The following is a 16,276-nucleotide window of genomic DNA, read 5'->3' as shown; positions in this document are numbered from 1 at the left end:
CTACTTTGCTTGAACGTTTGCAGTCACAGTCTTGCAGACACGTCACTTGAGCAAGGCCTGGATCTGCTCGTGCAAGGTATCAAGGTCGAAAGGCTTCGCCAGAATCGGCGCCTTGCGTGCAATAGGGCTGCCCGATTCAAGAATCTCGGCTGGGTAGCCGCTGATGAAGATCACTTTCAGATCCGGCCGCAGTTTAAGCGCAGGCTCAGCGATCTCCACACCGGAAATGCCACCCGGCAATCGGAAATCGGTGACCATCAGGTCCAAATGCGGCTTGCTAGCTAGAATGGCGAAAGCTTCTGCCCCATCTTCCGCCACCAGCACGTGGTAGCCCTGCCCTGCCAGGTAGTCGCGCAGGATCATCCGGATCAGCGGTTCATCTTCCACTACCAGTACTACATCTTGTGCGTCTTCGCTCATGACAATGCCTTGAATTTCAAAAAGTTGGCTATCTGACCCCAGGGTCACGCAGAGGTTGCCTGGGTCTGGTCACTTTGTTGGCCGACAGTCGCCAGTGGCAGCAGGATACTGAATGTGGAGCCCCTACCCTCCTCGCTGTCGACCCGGATCCGCCCGCCATGGGCGTGAACAATCTGTTCTGAAATGAACAGCCCAAGGCCCAATCCACCACTGGCCTGCTGAGCAGATACCCGTTCGAACTGGTGAAAGATGCGCTGCTGGTTGGCAGCGCTGATGCCGATGCCGTGATCCTGAACCTGCACGCAAGCCATGCCACATTGCTCGAAAACTCTAACCTGCACTGGACGCCGTTCGCCATAACGCAAAGCGTTGGACAACAGATTGGCCAGCACTTGCTCAATCCGAAATTCGTCCCACTCACCTTGCAAGGGCTCGCAACGGGTCAGTTCAATGGAGGTGTCCAAGGCTGCGGCCTGAGCAGCGAAGCGCTCGACCAGCCCCTCGACCAGCTTGGCCAGATCCACAGCGCGTGGCCTGATCGACAATTTACCGGTACGGATCCGCGAAACATCCAGCATGTCTTCAATCAGGCGGATCAGGCTGTTGATCTGCCGCTCATCACGCTCGACCATGGCCTGCAAGTGCGTCTCGCTGAATGCCGCCAAGTTGCCTCGAGCCAAGTGCATCTTGCGCAATTGCGTTTCCAGAATCAGGCCATTGAGCGGCGTGCGAACTTCATGGGAAACGATCGACATGAAGTCGTCGCGCATTTGCACTGCCCGCTCGAGCTCACCGCGAGCCACCTGCAACTGCGCCAGCAACTGCTCCTGCTCCTGACGGCTGCGCTCCAGGGCTTGTAACTGGCGGCCGAGCACTTGGCGCTGCCTGTACAGATCGACGAAGACCGACACCTTGCTTTTAACCGCCTGGGTATCCAACGGTTTGTGCAGGAAATCGACCGCACCGCTTTCATAGCCTTTGAAGGCGTAGTTCAGTTCGCGACCGGCGGCGCTGACGAACACAATCGGGATGTTCTTGGTCTTCTCCATACCGCGCATCAGCTCGGCCAACTCGAAACCGTCCATACCCGGCATCTGCACATCGAGAATAGCCAGGGCGAAGTCGTGCTCGAGCAGCAGAGAAAGAGCCTGCTCGGCCGACTGAGCGCGGTGCACCTCGCGATCCTCACCTTGCAGAAGAGCATCGAGGGCCAGCAGGTTTTCCGGCAGATCGTCGACGATCAGCAGTTTGGCGATGATGTGGCTTAGCATGTGCTGGTTTCCAGGGTGGCGAGCAACTGCCCGATACCGCTCAGAGAAAGAATATGATCGGGCCGATGCAGGGCCAGAGCAGCCTCGGGCATTGACGCGACCTGTGCTTCGCGGGGATCCTGAACCAGCGTCCGACCTCCGCATTTCTTGATATAGGCCAATCCCTCGGCGCCGTCTTCGTTGGCACCGGTGAGCAACACGCCAAGCAGCGCTTCGCCGTAGGCATCGGCGGCCGAATGAAACAACACATCGATTGCAGGCCGAGAAAAATGCACCGGCGCCTCCTGGCTCAGCGATAAGCTCAGGTCACGTTCCACCGACAGATGATAGGCCGGCCCTGCCACGTAGATGCCTCCCACCTCGATGGGCTCCTTGTCGCAGGCCTCACGTACGGACCGACGCAAGCGCCGCTGCAACACCTCGGCCAACTGGCTGTGACGATCCGCCGGCAGATGCAACACGCAGAGCACCGGCGGCTGAAAATCTATCGGCAGAGCGCCAAGCACCTCGAATAGCGCCGCAACGCCACCCGCCGAGGCACCGATTACCACCGCGCGAACGCCCATCATGTTTTCCGGTAGATCCGCTCGGGCCGCACCAAAGGCTCGAAGCGATCACCGTACGCGGAAAAGTCAACTGACTCTTTGCTGCCAAGGAACAAGAAGCCCCGGTGGCACAGCGACTCGTGGAACAGACCCAGCGCACGGTCCTGCAGATCTTTGTTGAAGTAGATCAGCACATTCCGGCAGGACACCAGTTGGGTTTCGGAAAACACGCTGTCGGTAGCCAAGCTATGGTCGGCAAAGGTGACATTGTCTCGCAAGCTGCTGTCCATGATGGCATTGCCGTAGGCCGACGTGTAGTAGTCGGAAAAGTCGCGACGCCCCCCGGCCTTGCGGTAGTTTTCTTCGTATTCGCGCAGGCTCTGCATCGAATAGATACCCTGCTTGGCTTTGTCCAGCGAGCTGGGATTGATGTCGGTTGCATAGATGATGGTGCGTTCCAGCAACCCTTCCTCGCGCAGCAGGATCGCCATGGAGTAGACCTCTTCACCCGTGCTGCATCCGGCGATCCAGATTTTCAGCGACGGCCAGGTTCGCAATAATGGCACCACCTCCTGGCGCAACGCCAGGAAATGGCCAGGATCACGAAACATTTCGCTGACCGGAATCGTCAGGAACTGCAGCAACTGCATGAACATGCCAGGATCGTGCAATACGCGTTCCTGCAATGCCGTAACGGTACGGCAGTCGAATTGACGCAAGGCATGAAGAATTCGGCGCTTAATCGAGGCACCGGAGTAATTCCTGAAGTCGTAGCTGTACTTGAGGTAGATGGCCTCGATCAGCAGACGAATTTCGATATCGGTGTTGCGCTCGCTAATCAAATTCGCTCCAGTTGCGGCAGCCAGACGCGGATCAGGGAGAACAAACGGTCCAAGTCGATTGGCTTGGCCAGGTAGTCATTGGCGCCGGCCTGCAAGCAGCGGTGCTGGTCGTCTTTCATGGCCTTGGCAGTCACCGCAATGATCGGCAGCTTGCGCCAACGAGGTTGCTGGCGGATCAACCGGGTGGCTTCGTAGCCATCCATTTCCGGCATCATCACATCCATCAACACCAGATCGATGTCGCTATGTTGGTCAAGCCGCTCAAGGGCTTCACGACCATTACGTCCTATCTCGACGATGGCGCCTTTGTGCTCCAGTGCACTGGTAAGGGCGAAGATGTTGCGTACATCGTCGTCCACCAGCAAGATTTTGCGTCCCTCGAACACCTTGTCACGGCTGCGGGCCGTCTTGAGCATGCGCTGGCGTTCGTGGGACAACTGCGACTCGACCTTGTGCAGGAACAGCGTCACCTCATCGAGCAGACGCTCCGGCGAGCGGGCGCCTTTGATGATGATCGAGCGCGAATACTTGAGCAGGTCGGTCTCTTCCTCGCGGGTCAGGTTACGGCCCGTATAAACGATCACTGGAGGGAAGCTGCGGATGTCATCGGCGGTCATGCGCTTTAGCAACTCGTTGCCCAGCATGTCGGGCAGCTTGAGGTCGATGATCATGCAGTCGTAGATGTTTTCGCGCAGCAGCTCCAGCGCGTCCTGAGCCATGGCTACCGCGGTGATCTCGATGTCGTCATCGCCGATCAGACGCGCAATGCTTTCACGCTGAAGATCGTCATCCTCCACCAGCAGAATGCGCTTGAGCTTCTGCGTGAGTTTGTCTTCGAGGCGCCCGAAGACCTCCTTGAGTTCTTCACGGCTTGTCGGCTTGACCGCATAACCCACCGCACCCATGTGCATGGCTGCTTCGACGCGATCTTCCACCGAGATGATGTGCACAGGGATGTGACGGGTACTGGCCTGCTCTTTAAGACGCTGCAGCACGGTCAATCCGGAGTGGTCGGGCAGACGCATGTCCAACAGCACGGCATCGGGCAAGTACTGGGCGGCCAGGGCGAAACCGTCGTCGGCAGCATGGGCGACCAGACAGTTGTAGCCCAGCTCGTGAGCCAGATCGTAAAGAATACGGGCAAAATTGGGCTCGTCCTCGATCACCAGGATGCAGCGACCCGTGAACGGCGCCTGTGCACGGTCATCGGCGAAACTCGGAGTCATCACTGTAGGCTGAGACACCGGCGTGGCCCGCACGATGGGTGGCAGGCGATCGAGTGTCGGTCGAGAGCTCTGAACCTCTCCCTGCTCATCCGCCGACTCATAGCGCTCAGGAATGGTCAGACTGAAGATGCTGCCCTGACCGTCACTGCTCTGCACCGTGATCTGCCCACCCAACAGGTGTGCCAGGTCTCGCGAGATCGATAGCCCCAGGCCGGTACCGCCAAAGCGACGATTGCTGGTGCCATCGACTTGGTGGAAGGCACCGAAGATGGCCTCCTGCTGATCGGCGGGGATGCCGATCCCGCTGTCACGTACGGTGAAAACGATACCCGTGTCAGGCCGATGGCTGATGCTCAGGCTGACCTGACCTCGATCGGTGAACTTGATGGCATTGGACAACAGGTTCTTGAGAATCTGCTCCAGGCGCTGGCGGTCGGTGAACAGCGTGCTCGGCACCTGCGACTCGAGCGACACCTCGAAGCCCAGTTGCTTGTCGTCGGCCAGCGGCTGGAACATGCCGCGCAAGCCTTCGACCAGGCGCACCACCTGGGTGGTCTCCGGTCGCACCTCAAGCTTGCCTGCCTCGACCTTGGCGATATCGAGGATGTCGTTGATGAGGTTGAGCAGATCGTTGCCGGCCGAGTAGATGGACTCGGCGAATTTGATCTGCTCCTGGGTAAGATTGCCTTCGCCGTTCTCGGCCAGCAACTTGGCCAGGATCAGCGAGCTATTGAGCGGCGTACGCAGCTCATGAGACATGTTGGCGAGGAACTCAGACTTGTAGCGGCTCGAACGCTGCAGGTCCTCGGCGCGGGCCTGCAGTTCCTGCTGGGCACTGTTGAGTTCGCTGTTCTTGCGGTCCAGGGCCACCGTGCGCTCGGCCAGTTGCTCGTTGGTCTGTTCTAGTTCGGCCTGCTGGGTCTCCAGATAGGCCTGGGATTCCTTGAGCACACGAGACTGCTCCTCGAGCTCTTCGTTGGCGGTCTTGAGCTCCTCTTGCTGGACCTGCAACTCTTCGTTCAACTGCTGCGTCTCGGCAAGTACCTCTTGCAGTCGCTGACGATAGCGCGCGCTCTCGATGGACATGCCCAAGTTATCGGCAATGCGCTCGAGCAATTCGCCATCGCGGTCCAGCAACGGGCGCAGGAAGCCCAACTCAAGCACGCCATTGACCTCACCTTCATCGCTCGAAGGAATCAACAAAGCACTGCGCGGCAAGCCGCTGCCCAGGCCGGAACTCAGGCGATAGTAGTCCGCGGGCAGATCGTCCAGCCGGATCAGTCGCCGCTCACGCACGCTCTGCGCCAGAAGGCCTTCGTGCTCTCCCAGGGTCTGGCTACGTTTCTGTTGCTCAGCATCCAGGCCGTAGGTAGCGACGCGCACCAATTGGCCATGGGCATCGCGCACGTAGAGTGCGCCCACCACGCTGCCCAGGTAGCTGGCGAAGAAGCGCAAGACGTTGTCGCCCAGAGCCGTCAGCGTCAGCTGACCCAGTACTTGCTGCGACAATTGCTGTTGCCCGTTACGTAGCCACGCCTGGTGCTCCAAACGCTCGGCGGCACGCTGTTGAGCCTTGAGGTTGCCGACATAGCTGTCGGACAGCGCCAGCAGATCGCGGCGCCCGAGATAGGCCAGCAACCCGCTGAGGCCGACGATGAACAGCACGAACGCGGTAATGGCCGTAACTGTGACGGTGCTGACCTGCTCGGTACGGGTCTGGCGCAGTTGCTGCTCGGTTGCGATGAAGTCCTCGAATTCCTTGCGGATCTGGTCAGTGATGCGCTTGCCGCGACCGCCACCGATCGCACCCTGGAAGTCACCGCTCTGGCGGCGCAGGGTGATCAGTTCGCTGCCGAAATCGTTCCAAGCGCGTTGCAGGCCCGTCAGACGATTGATGCGATCGACCTGCGGGAGATTGTCACCGACCATTTCGCGCAGATTCTCCAGGCTGCCGAAAATCTGCGGCTTGGCCACCTCGTAGGGATCGAGAAAACGCTCGTCACCCGTAATCAGGAAGCCGCGCATGCCGGTTTCCATGTCGATCGAGAGCTTGACCGTTTCATTGGCATTACCGATCACCCGGTCGGTGTGCTCCACCCACTGCATGGCCGATAGCAGGTAGTTGATTACCGCGACGAAGGCCACGGCGCCCAGCAGCCCGACACCTAACGGCAGGCCGATATTGCGGCTCAGCAGTCTGCGGAAGCTGCGTTGATCCATGGAGGCTGCTTGAATCATCTGATAACGCCCGAACGAAGAATCCATTGAAGAGTAGGTGGACGACACTACTAGCACGGCGGCCGTCGCTGACCTTTGCATCCAGTGCTGCCACGGTCATTAAGCACTGTGAGCGCTACTGGATCGGGGCATTTAGCCAGTATTTGAAGGCAACCCCATAGAATCGTTCCATCCAATTGCAAGGCCCGCTATTCTGAGGGAACTTCTGTGCTGGTAACAGACACAGAGTTACTACCTCTCCCTGCAACAGGATTCAATACATGCACCTTCTGGTAGTCGAAGACGACGACATCGTTCGTATGCTGATGGTCGATGTGCTCGACGAACTGGGCTATAAGGCGGTCGAGGCGGAAAATGCCACCAAAGCCTTGGCGATCCTCAAGGACAAAACCCAGCCGCTGGCGTTAATGATGACGGACGTCGGTTTACCCGATATGCGTGGCGATGAATTGGCCTGCCTAGCACGCGAGATCCGGCCCTCGCTGCCGGTTCTGTTCGCCAGCGGTTATGCGGAAACCGTGGACGTTCCGGAGGGCATGCACTTGATCGGCAAGCCATTCAGTATCGACCAATTACGCGACAAAGTGGTCAGCATTCTCGGTACGCCCTGAGCCCCCTCGACCGGTACTCAGCTTCACCCCTCACGGCGCAATAGGTAGGTATCCATGATCCAGCCTTTGCGCCTTCGCGCCTCCAACCGTAGCGCAACGATCTGCGCTTTCACTTCCATGAGCGGCCCAGACACCAGAATCTCGTCCGCCGTTCCCAGATATGCCCCCCAATAGATCGTCAGATTTGGGTCACTCAGTTCGGCGAAAGTGGCGTGGCCATCAAGCATGACTACCACATTATCGAGTGTCTCCAGCTCGGCCAAACGGCGGGCCGGCAGTACCGTCAACGGCTCTCCGATGCGATTGAGCGTCAAGCAATGACGTGCGGCGAGCGCCTGCACACTGCTGATACCGGGAATCACCTCCAGCTTCAGCGCCATCCCCTGCTCGCGCACCAGATCCAAGACGCGTAGGGTACTGTCATACAGCGTAGGTTCTCCCCACAGCAGGAACGCCCCAATATCGCCTTCGTGGAGTTCATGCTCAATCACTTGGCGATACAAATTCGCCCGTGCCCGGTGCCAATCCTGCACTCCGCCGATGTAATCTTGCGCACTGCCGTCTCGACACGGGTCCGTCACACGCACGATTCGATAGCCGTCATGTGGAAGGTAACGCGCCAGAACGTCCTTGCGCATTCGCGCCAACTCTTCCTTGTCGCCGCCCTTCTCAATCATGAAAAAGACAGTCGCACGCCGCATCGCATCGACCGCCTCGAACGTGATCTGACGAGGATCGCCGGGGCCTATGCCAATCAGCAACAGTTGCTTCATGCTGCCTCCTCTACAAAATGATTCGGAACTATCGATCGGCGAACGACGTAGGGCTACAACGGTTTAGCCAGCCTACGCGTATACAGGATCACGCTTTTGATGACCGCCAATCATCAATGACTATACATTCACACCGTAAATACGGCAGGCTAGCAACGTTTGACGTATCCACGCTGTGCAGAGTGTGAAACTAACGGAATTATCCAGCAGGGAGGCATGATGTTAGAGACAGCTGCGGCGCGCTGGGCAAGCGCGGGCAATCTTCGGCCATTGCTGGAGGGCATGCCCAAGCTCGTTCATCTTCTGGGTTTCGAATTCTATCTCTTCACCAGCCCAACTTCGCAGTTGCACTCAAACCTGGGGCCGGAAGAACTGGCATGCCTGGACGCGTTCGCCAGCAGCAACCCGATTCCGGGATACGTCGAAACCCATGAACTGCCGCTACTGTGGACGGTCGACGCGTTCTTGACAGCACCTGATTTGTGGGCTGTCCTGCAAGCCAGTGGTTTGCGTCATGGCTGGGTCCAGCCGTCCCATCTTGAGGGCACCCACAGCAGCCTGACGGTCCTACGCCCCCGTTGTGTCATCTCCCCTCAAGAGCTCTACCGCAAAGCCGGTTTCGTCATGTGGGCGGCGCAGCAGTTGCATCGAGCCTCACTGATCCATCATCAAGGTTCTGAAGTTAGCGACACGTGCGGCCGCTGACGGCACGGGTCAGCAGGCGCCGCAAGAACACCTCAGCCATCAGTCCTTGCCTCCAAACGCTCCCGCACTCCGGCCACTACCTGCGCGATGGCTACCTCCAGCGCTCCCTCGTTGCGACACACCAGCCAGTCCTGGCCGGCCATTGCCTGCTCGAAAGCATCGGTGCAGGCTGCATGGCCCTGAGCGCTCTGCAGCACCGTACTGCGCAGACCGCCGCGGCGTGCCTGCGCCCTGGCCCACGACAGCTCCGAGCGAGTGATTACGGCCACTTGCAGATCTGGCACTTGGACACCGCGTTCAAGATTCAGCCGCTGAATGTCCGCGAAAGAAACAGTGCGCCGGAATGCCGCATCTGAGGCGTACCAGCGGTCCATCAGGATGATGCTGCCGGGCAACTGGTTGGGCAGCACGTGACGTGAAATCCAGGCACGGCTGTCCGCCAGTTGCTCACAGATACGCAGCTCCAGTTCCACACAAGGCGCTCTGGCGAACGCATTGACGAGCGCCATGGTCTGCGCCCGGAATGGATCGTGATTACGCTCGCTGAGTCGTACTACCTTGTGATCCTCAAGCCGTAGCGCACGAGCGATGGCTTCTAGCAAGGTGGTCTTGCCGACACCCTTGGGACCGTCCAGCGAGACGAACAGTGGTGCAGACATCACTGAACCTCGGCTGTGGTAGATGGCGTGCGGCAAGGAGCGCCCACATGACATTGGACCCGATGCCTGAGGCACAACCAGGATTGGTCAGGACGCCTCGCCAGCCGCTCTTCGAGCGCACCACATAAAGGCTTGAACGAGGTTGCGAGCGAAGCGAACAGCACCTCGCTGATCGCTTCCAGGGCTGACTGTTTCGTGCAGTTCATGGCGTTCGGCTGCTCGACAATAGCTATTTGGCGTTCAAGTGTACTGAAGTCCTGGATGAGCTCGCATGACAGGCGTGGATAGGCCAGTCGTAGTCTAGAAGAGGCTGAAATGAATAAAGACGCCTAATGTGCGGGTCACCTGCATGGGTACCATGAGCAGTCACTCATATAGGTGACGCTACCTTGAATGTTAAATAACCATCAGCGGCATACCGCACATTGAATCTGCCTAGGATAATGGCGCCGAAACGCCGCCCTCAACTTACTTCAGATTGGTCCCGCTTATAGCCGGGCCCGCGCGGTTGGCTCCAGATTGGACGACTGCTGCAACAATCCGCGTGGCAATTTGAAACCTTTAAAAGGCTCTTGCGTGATGGGGTTGAAAGCCTTCTCGGCGTTGAGTCGATAGCGCATCACGCCGTCGCCGGTGCGGAAGCTCAAGTCCACGCTGGTCGCAGTGCGCCCATTGAGCGAGCCACGACTGAGCAAGCGGAACATCGACCACGGCCCGCGGTATTCCAGGCTGCTACTGTTGCCGTTCTGCCTAAGCAAGGTCAGGTTGCTACGCACATGCTGCCCCAGGGTATTAGGCCAGATGATACCGATGATCTGGCGCGGACCATGGGTGTAAGAAATCAACTGACCATCGAGGTCAAGCAGACTGGTGCGCTGGTTCGCGCTGAGCCCCAGCGGCTCGATACTGAACTGCACGCTCAGGTTGCCGCGCTGATCAAAGAACGTTTCGCGGATACGATCTGCCTGCTCCAACTGCTCGATCACATCGCTGCGAATCAACGACCGACCTTGCTTGTCAGCCTGCATGGCTTCGAGATTGTCCTTTAGGAAAATCCGCAGATATTGATTGTTGAACTGCTGCAGCCGCCCCTTCGGTCCAAAGAATGCTTCAAAATCATCCAGCGAAGCATCGGGTGCCCGCACCACAAAGGGGTAGCGCCCAGCCAGGCGCTGCTGGAAGAAGCTGTACACCTCGGCATCCCAGCGGCGCTCAAGCTCGCGCAGGGCCTCGACGTTGAGCACTTGTGCCGTTTGATCGGCCAATTTTCCAACCTGATGGTTGATTGGCTCTGGCAAGCCGGTGGCTACGCGTTGCAGGGTGCCGATCGGATCAGGTCCTGTCATCGAGAAGCGCTGAAGCACCGCCTGGAGTGCCGCTTTGCCTCTGTCCGGACTGTCCTGCACCGCCTTCGCGTAATCATGTACGGCGGCGATGGCACCTAGGGTTTCATCGTAATAGCTAGGCTTTTCACCCGTTGCGCGCAGCATGGCGGTCAGCCCCGCAAAGGCACGCTGAATCGCCCACGCCTGCTGTTGCTCAGACTTGCGGGTTGTCGGCCCTAACATCTCAGCCTTCGCAACTGCATCAGTATCCACAGCGGATGTCAGCCAGGTATTGGCCCTCACCGTATCCAACAGCCGATGCAGGGGTGCAGATGGACCGGTGAACTGCTGCAGCACCTCAACGCCATGATCCAGATCGCGGAAGTCGGCCACCGAGAAAGCATTCAAGGCACGCCGCCAACTGTCGATGAAGTCGGCGCTGTACAAATTACGCAGCCGTTCACCCAGCGCCTCTCGGTCGGCATCCGAATAGTCGAGCTGGCCGCGCTCACCCAGTGCCCACTCGTCGACCATCGCCATTTCGGCAAAGCGCTGACTATGCGGCTCGAAGTATTGCCTGAAGCCCTTTGCCGTAAGCATGGGTGCTACCAGCACACTTTCACCCTGCCTGCCACCGACAGACGACTGGTATACCACATCGAAGGCCGGCCCGACCTGAAGACGCAGGTCCAAGTCAGTAGGCAATTGTTTTCCTGCCTGCTGCTTCAGGCTCGAATAGACCCGCTCTGGCAGCGGCATCTTGCGTAAACTTTGCTGCACCTCAGCGATTCGCTGGTTGTATTGCGGCAGCTCGGCATCGGCATAGGCCATCGCGTACTTCAGGTGCCGCATGAGGTCGCGTTGCAATTGGCCCTGGCCAGGAAATTTTTGCTGCCACTGGCGAGCCATCCAATCCTCTACCCATTCGGGTCGGCGGTTCTGGCGATCCTCCAGCATCCGGTAGACCCTTAGGGCCGCCATCTGCTGCTCACTGCCTGGGGAGGCCGTATCCATGACATCGATTACCCCGCTGGCCAAGGCCGGCAGGAAACGTTTCGAGAGCAAGCTAAGGTAAGCCTCATCGACACGCGGACCGATGACACGCCCCTGATACAAACCTAAGTCAGCCACACCCGGCCATGCGTCACGGTAGTCGCCAAATACCGACACGGCGTCGCGGATCTGATCCAGCGGCTGCAGCAGGTTGTGTCCAGTCGGGTCCAAACGCTGGTCCACTTCACGATGACTGTACACTCGACTTTTGGCGAGCACGTTGGCGGCCTTCGCGCCATTGATTTCGAAATAACGTTGCCAACTGGCGATGGTGACACTAAGAGCCAGTATCCCCACACCCGTGCCAACCCAGAGTAACTGCCGCTTCCTAAGCGCCACTCTGATGTTATCCCCGGCAAGTCCGGCTTCCTGATAGATGACACGCCTGAAGGCATGTTGGATGAAATAGACCAGTGCCTTGCTCTGTGCCTTGCCCTCGCGCAGCGGAAGTTTTGTCTTGTAGGGCTGTGCGGCCTCACGAACGAATGCATTGAGCATGTCGCCTTGCTGTACCACCGAAGACCAGTACACACCACGCACCAGTGCTGGCGTGGTGAAGCGGTCACTTGCCAATGCTTCTTGCAGGAATCCCAGTAGTATCGGGCGCAGCCCAACCAACTGGGCGTGCAATGAGAAAAGACGCGCCCGCAGTGTTGCATCGCCCAATGTATCGAGTCGGTCCAGCACCTGCTCAAATACTTGGCTGATCATTCGGTCGTAGTGATCGCTAAACTCGTCCAGCCAGGCGTCGAACGTTCCAATCGCGTCCAGCTTGAAGGTGAAACCCAGCATCTCTTCCCGCGCTGCGGCGGGAAGCCCGGCGTAAAGCTGATCGAAACCATCCAATAAGTCGAACTTGCTCAATATCACATACAGTGGCAGGCGCGAGCCCAATTGGCTACTCACCTCGTACACCCGCGTGCGCAACACGTGCGCCAGCGCAATGCGTTGCTCAGGCGTGCCGTGCAGCAGTGCAGGCAAATCGACGACCAGCAACACACCGTTGAGAGCTCTCTGGCTCCGGTTGCGCAGCAGCCAGTCCAGCAGGTGCTGCCATAATCTGGCCGCAGTGGCGGGTGGCACTGCGCCTGCTTCCGCGGCAGGCGAAGCGTCCCCTGATTCCTGACTGATAAAGGCGCCTGGCGGGTCAATGATCACCGCATCGTTGCTGATCCACCAACCGATCGGGTGGGCCAGTGATTGCACTTGTCGGCCGCGCGCCTGTGTCTGGTCGATGCGAGTCAGAGAAAAATTCTGTTCGGTACGGTCGATCAAGCTGGTCTTGCCTGCATACTGGTCGCCCACTACCAGGTACCAGGGCAGTCGGTACAATGCACGTCGCCCACCGGCATTGTGCAGGAATCGCGACAGCCCTTGGTCCAGTGCCTTCTCTTGCGCTTGAACGAACGGCAACGTTTGGTCCAGCTCGGCGGCCACGGCCTGATTGCGCTCGGACTGCAGGCGTTGATTACGGCCGCGCAGCACAACCAGCCAGCACAGCAGCGGTATTAGCACAAGCACCAGGCTTGCCAACCCCCGATGGGCCGTGCTGGCCAACGGCTGCTGCTCGTGCCACCTCCATTGCGGACCAAGCCACCAAATGGCAACGAGCATCAGCAGAGCAGCCAGCACGAGCAGCAACGGCATCGCCAGACCAATACGCGTTACCAGCGGCAAGTTCCAGCGTTTGAGTTGCTTCCATAATTGCGTCATCAAGACTCCTGCTCCTTGCTCCGTTCAACCAGCAACTGGGGGGCGGCATACTGCTGAAGCCGTTGAAAGACCTCTGGCTCCCATGCGCTGGCGGTGGTGTGCTGCATCGTCCGGGCAACGCTCGCGCACAGGTCCTGCGCCAGCCAGGACACCCCCCGCGCAGCCAGCAAGTCAGCAGCGATCACTGTGGTATGGCAGCGCTCCCGGGGCGTTCGCAGATCGGCTTGCATCCCTTGCAGCCTGAGCAGAACCGGTTCGACGCCACCGGCTTCCAGTTGGCCGGTCAGCTCCTCGCGCAAGCTTGAAAACTCCTGAGCGCCTGCGTCCTGATCAGATTGCCCTTGAGAGCCCTTGAGCCAGGCCAGGCATTGGTCATCCACGAATACCCGGCCGTCGCTGAAACACAATTGCTGCAACGCCGGCATGCGCAGCACGAACCGCGCGGTGGCAGCGCGAATAGCCTCGGCCACTTCGCCCATCGCCAACCGGGTTGCGGCGGTCGCCGCGAGGAAACTGCCGTGAATCCAGTAAGGGCAAGCCGTCACGCTTTTCTCGATCCGCTGCAGCAATGCGGCATCAAGCGTCGTGCCACCTATGGCTTCCTCATAGTCACCGGCAATGTCCTGCGGAACCGCCATCAGTTCCGTACGATTGTCCTGCCTGGTCTGCGGCGCAGCCTGAATATGTGCCCACAGGCCGAAGCGGCGTAACTGGTAGCCGGTAGGATCGTAGGGGTCCTGCTGATTGATGAGCTCAGCCATGCTCAATAGGGCTCGCCGCGTTTCTCGCTCGTTGCTCAGCGACACTCGCGGCGCTGGCTTGGCGATGACCTGCGCAAGCGGTGCAGAGTCGGTGCTAGGAGCAAGATTAGTGGCCACGCAGGACTCGCCAACACCGCTGGCAAGCTCCAACTGTTTACGTAGCACGCGCTCCAACTCCCCCAGCCCCCCGGCATCCAATTGTGCGGTGTTCTGTTGCTGCTGTAGGCGCGTCAACCCATCCAGAGCCATTGCGGCATGGGAGGTGCTGTAAGTAAAACGGTCTAGCCGCGGTAGAGCCTCGATCAAACGCGTGACCACGATGACGACCAGCTTGCGCTTGCCTAGGTAGCCCTTGGGGCCCGGTTTGGGATGAGCGGCTTCCCAATAGCGCTCAACAACACCCGCCAACAGCTCCAAGGTAAATACCCAGCGCCGCCAGCAATCGACGCGCAGCCATGCAGCACTCAGGTGGGCGACGATCCGTAAATGCTTGCACTGCTGGCCTAAGTATTGCCGGGACGCTTCTTCGATGTAGGCCCAGTCGATCGAGGCTTCCTGCAGCCCGCCCAGCTTGACCATCTCCTGATCAATGGCCTGATACGTTTCGTCCTCCACATCGAACAGGCCGGCAGGTGCCTGTGGGTCAATCGGCGCAAGCAGCCGGGCGATTTCCTCAGCCGAGACCTTTGCTACCAGCGACATGTCTTGCGCGCCTTATCGATGAGTGGATCAAGCCCTTGGGCATCGAAGATCAAGCCATCGACCGCCGGGTTGTCGCTCTGAACATGGATGCGATGAGCTCCGATCAGTTGCCTAATCTGCTCGATCCCCGGTAAACCTCGACCAGCATCGAGTACCTGGCCGTTTTCCAGTACCCGCCATGACGTCGCGTGTGTCGAGCGCTGCTCGCCCTGCAACCGCACCTTCACCCGACCCACATCGACAGGGCGGCCGAGGACCAACTGCAATCTGGAGATGTTCTGCACACAGCTGATGACCAGGTACGGAGCTGGGGCTGCCGATGCGATAGCGGGCGCGGAAAACAACAACCCCTCCCCTTCAGCGCTCAGGCGAAACGTCAGGTCCTCTGGCGGCCGACCCGCCTCGTGATCCAATACGCGGCGCAGGGTGGATGAGTCCTGCTCCGGCGCGGACCACCTCACTGGCTCAACGCGAGCCGGTGTTCCGGCGGACTTGTCGAAACAAGCCAGGCGCTCGAGGTTGGACACAATTCTTGGGCAATCTCGATCAGCGTATGCAAGCACCGGCATACAACTGAGTAGCAGCGAAATAGCTACGCTATATGTACTCCGCACAATCACTGACAATAACTTCCTGTTCTAGATCTGCACTTGGCCGAGACCAGGCCTGCTCATCACTCGATGTCAGCCGGGCCTGGAAACTGGCGAAAGCGTAGGCCATAGGAAAGAAAAATAACAAACAAATATTCATTTACAAATTCACGCTCGACCAAGCAATCCTTCCCAGTGCAAGGTTTTAAATATTCGAATCGCCGCCAACTTCATAAAGCCAACTTTCGCACCGCCATCAGAGAATTTTCCTACAAGCAATCTTTAAAATTCATATCTTTCGGAAAATCCCTACATATCAAGGAGAGAGTTTCAATGGTCAAGAGCACTGGCTCGGTCGCGCCCAAGGAACGTATAAATATCAAATATGTTTCGGCAACTGGAGACGAGCAAGCCGAAATAGAGCTCCCCCACAAGATGTTGGTCATGGGCGATTTCGGCTTGGATGACAACCGTGCTCTGGAGGACCGCCAGGTCATGCGTATTGATAAACACACGTTCAACAATGTACTGCATGACGCCGACGTAAGCTTAGGCATGTCCGTACCTTCCATGCTCAATGCCGCGCCAGGGACAGAGCTCGCTGTGCAATTGCAGTTCCGGTCGATCAATGACTTTGGGCCAGACCGGATCGCCCGTCAGATACCGGAGCTGAACAAACTGCTGGAGTTGCGTGAAGCACTGGTTGCCCTCAAAGGCCCGCTGGGCAATGTGCCGACATTTCGCAAGCACTTGCAGCATCTGTTGAGCAATGAGCGTGCACGAAAGCAGCTCGCTGAAGAACTGGACATAGTGTTCGAAGCACCAAAACAAGACTGAGACAA

12 protein-coding genes and 2 pseudogenes are annotated in these 16,276 nt (G+C 58.6%); 3 read left to right on the top strand and 11 right to left on the bottom strand.

The features are described 5' to 3' along the window. Positions 1 to 42: 42 nt before the first annotated feature. From NJ69_RS05155 to NJ69_RS23115, 6 genes and pseudogenes are all read right to left on the bottom strand, one after another. Positions 43 to 420 (bottom strand): response regulator, encoded by a 378-nt coding sequence (locus NJ69_RS05155; protein WP_029612722.1) that lies wholly within the window; start codon positions 418 to 420, stop codon positions 43 to 45. A gap of 44 nt (positions 421 to 464) precedes the next feature. Then, positions 465 to 1,691, bottom strand: a complete 1,227-nt coding sequence (locus NJ69_RS05150; RefSeq protein WP_039576764.1) for a hybrid sensor histidine kinase/response regulator — start codon at positions 1,689 to 1,691, stop codon at positions 465 to 467. After that, positions 1,685 to 2,260, bottom strand: coding sequence for a chemotaxis protein CheB (locus NJ69_RS05145; protein ID WP_039576763.1), 576 nt, complete (start codon positions 2,258 to 2,260; stop codon positions 1,685 to 1,687). Before NJ69_RS05145 ends, NJ69_RS05150 begins: the two co-directional genes overlap by 7 nt. Further along, on the bottom strand, positions 2,257 to 3,078 hold the full coding sequence (locus NJ69_RS05140) for a CheR family methyltransferase (RefSeq protein ID WP_039576760.1): 822 nt from the start codon (positions 3,076 to 3,078) through the stop codon (positions 2,257 to 2,259). Before NJ69_RS05140 ends, NJ69_RS05145 begins: the two co-directional genes overlap by 4 nt. Further along, a pseudogene (locus NJ69_RS23120) lies at positions 3,075 to 4,298 on the bottom strand (response regulator); the annotation flags it as partial. The pseudogene NJ69_RS23120 and the gene NJ69_RS05140, both read right to left, overlap by 4 nt. A gap of 105 nt (positions 4,299 to 4,403) precedes the next feature. Further along, a pseudogene (locus NJ69_RS23115) lies at positions 4,404 to 6,542 on the bottom strand (CHASE3 domain-containing protein); the annotation flags it as partial. A gap of 260 nt (positions 6,543 to 6,802) precedes the next feature. Here NJ69_RS23115 and NJ69_RS05130 point away from each other — a divergent pair. Further along, complete coding sequence (locus tag NJ69_RS05130; RefSeq protein ID WP_029612727.1) at positions 6,803 to 7,153, top strand: response regulator; 351 nt, start codon at positions 6,803 to 6,805, stop codon at positions 7,151 to 7,153. A gap of 23 nt (positions 7,154 to 7,176) precedes the next feature. On the opposite strand, the gene cobF is transcribed toward NJ69_RS05130, so the two are convergent. Beyond that, positions 7,177 to 7,926, bottom strand: a complete 750-nt coding sequence (gene cobF / locus NJ69_RS05125; RefSeq protein ID WP_039576754.1) for a precorrin-6A synthase (deacetylating) — start codon at positions 7,924 to 7,926, stop codon at positions 7,177 to 7,179. 282 nt (positions 7,927 to 8,208) lie between these two features. Between cobF and NJ69_RS22170 the strand changes: the two genes are divergently transcribed. After that, entirely contained in the window at positions 8,209 to 8,631 is a 423-nt protein-coding gene (locus NJ69_RS22170; RefSeq protein WP_155290515.1) for an autoinducer binding domain-containing protein, read from the top strand. 32 nt (positions 8,632 to 8,663) lie between these two features. Here NJ69_RS22170 and NJ69_RS05115 read toward each other — a convergent pair whose 3' ends face one another. From NJ69_RS05115 to vasI, 4 genes are all read right to left on the bottom strand, one after another. Then, on the bottom strand, positions 8,664 to 9,290 hold the full coding sequence (locus NJ69_RS05115) for a dTMP kinase (RefSeq protein ID WP_039576752.1): 627 nt from the start codon (positions 9,288 to 9,290) through the stop codon (positions 8,664 to 8,666). Between the two features lie 488 nt (positions 9,291 to 9,778). Further along, positions 9,779 to 13,381, bottom strand: a complete 3,603-nt coding sequence (gene tssM / locus NJ69_RS05110) for a type VI secretion system membrane subunit TssM (RefSeq protein WP_039576749.1) — start codon at positions 13,379 to 13,381, stop codon at positions 9,779 to 9,781. Next, positions 13,381 to 14,844: a type VI secretion system protein TssA gene (gene tssA / locus NJ69_RS05105; protein ID WP_039576746.1), complete on the bottom strand. Its 1,464-nt coding sequence runs from the start codon at positions 14,842 to 14,844 to the stop codon at positions 13,381 to 13,383. Before tssA ends, tssM begins: the two co-directional genes overlap by 1 nt. Further along, positions 14,832 to 15,371 (bottom strand): type VI secretion system-associated protein VasI, encoded by a 540-nt coding sequence (vasI, locus tag NJ69_RS05100; RefSeq protein WP_029612730.1) that lies wholly within the window; start codon positions 15,369 to 15,371, stop codon positions 14,832 to 14,834. The genes tssA and vasI overlap by 13 nt, the downstream gene beginning before the upstream one ends. 396 nt (positions 15,372 to 15,767) lie before the next feature. Here vasI and tssB point away from each other — a divergent pair, with 396 nt between their 5' ends. Next, a complete protein-coding gene (tssB, locus tag NJ69_RS05095; RefSeq protein ID WP_029612731.1) occupies positions 15,768 to 16,271 on the top strand; it encodes a type VI secretion system contractile sheath small subunit in 504 nt (167 codons plus the stop codon). The last annotated feature ends 5 nt before the right edge of the window (positions 16,272 to 16,276 follow it).

Source organism: Pseudomonas parafulva (assembly GCF_000800255.1).
Taxonomy (GTDB): Bacteria; Pseudomonadota; Gammaproteobacteria; order Pseudomonadales; family Pseudomonadaceae; genus Aquipseudomonas; species Aquipseudomonas boreofloridensis.
Note: the sequence above shows the minus strand (reverse complement) of the source record. Positions and strands in the feature narration are given on the sequence as shown.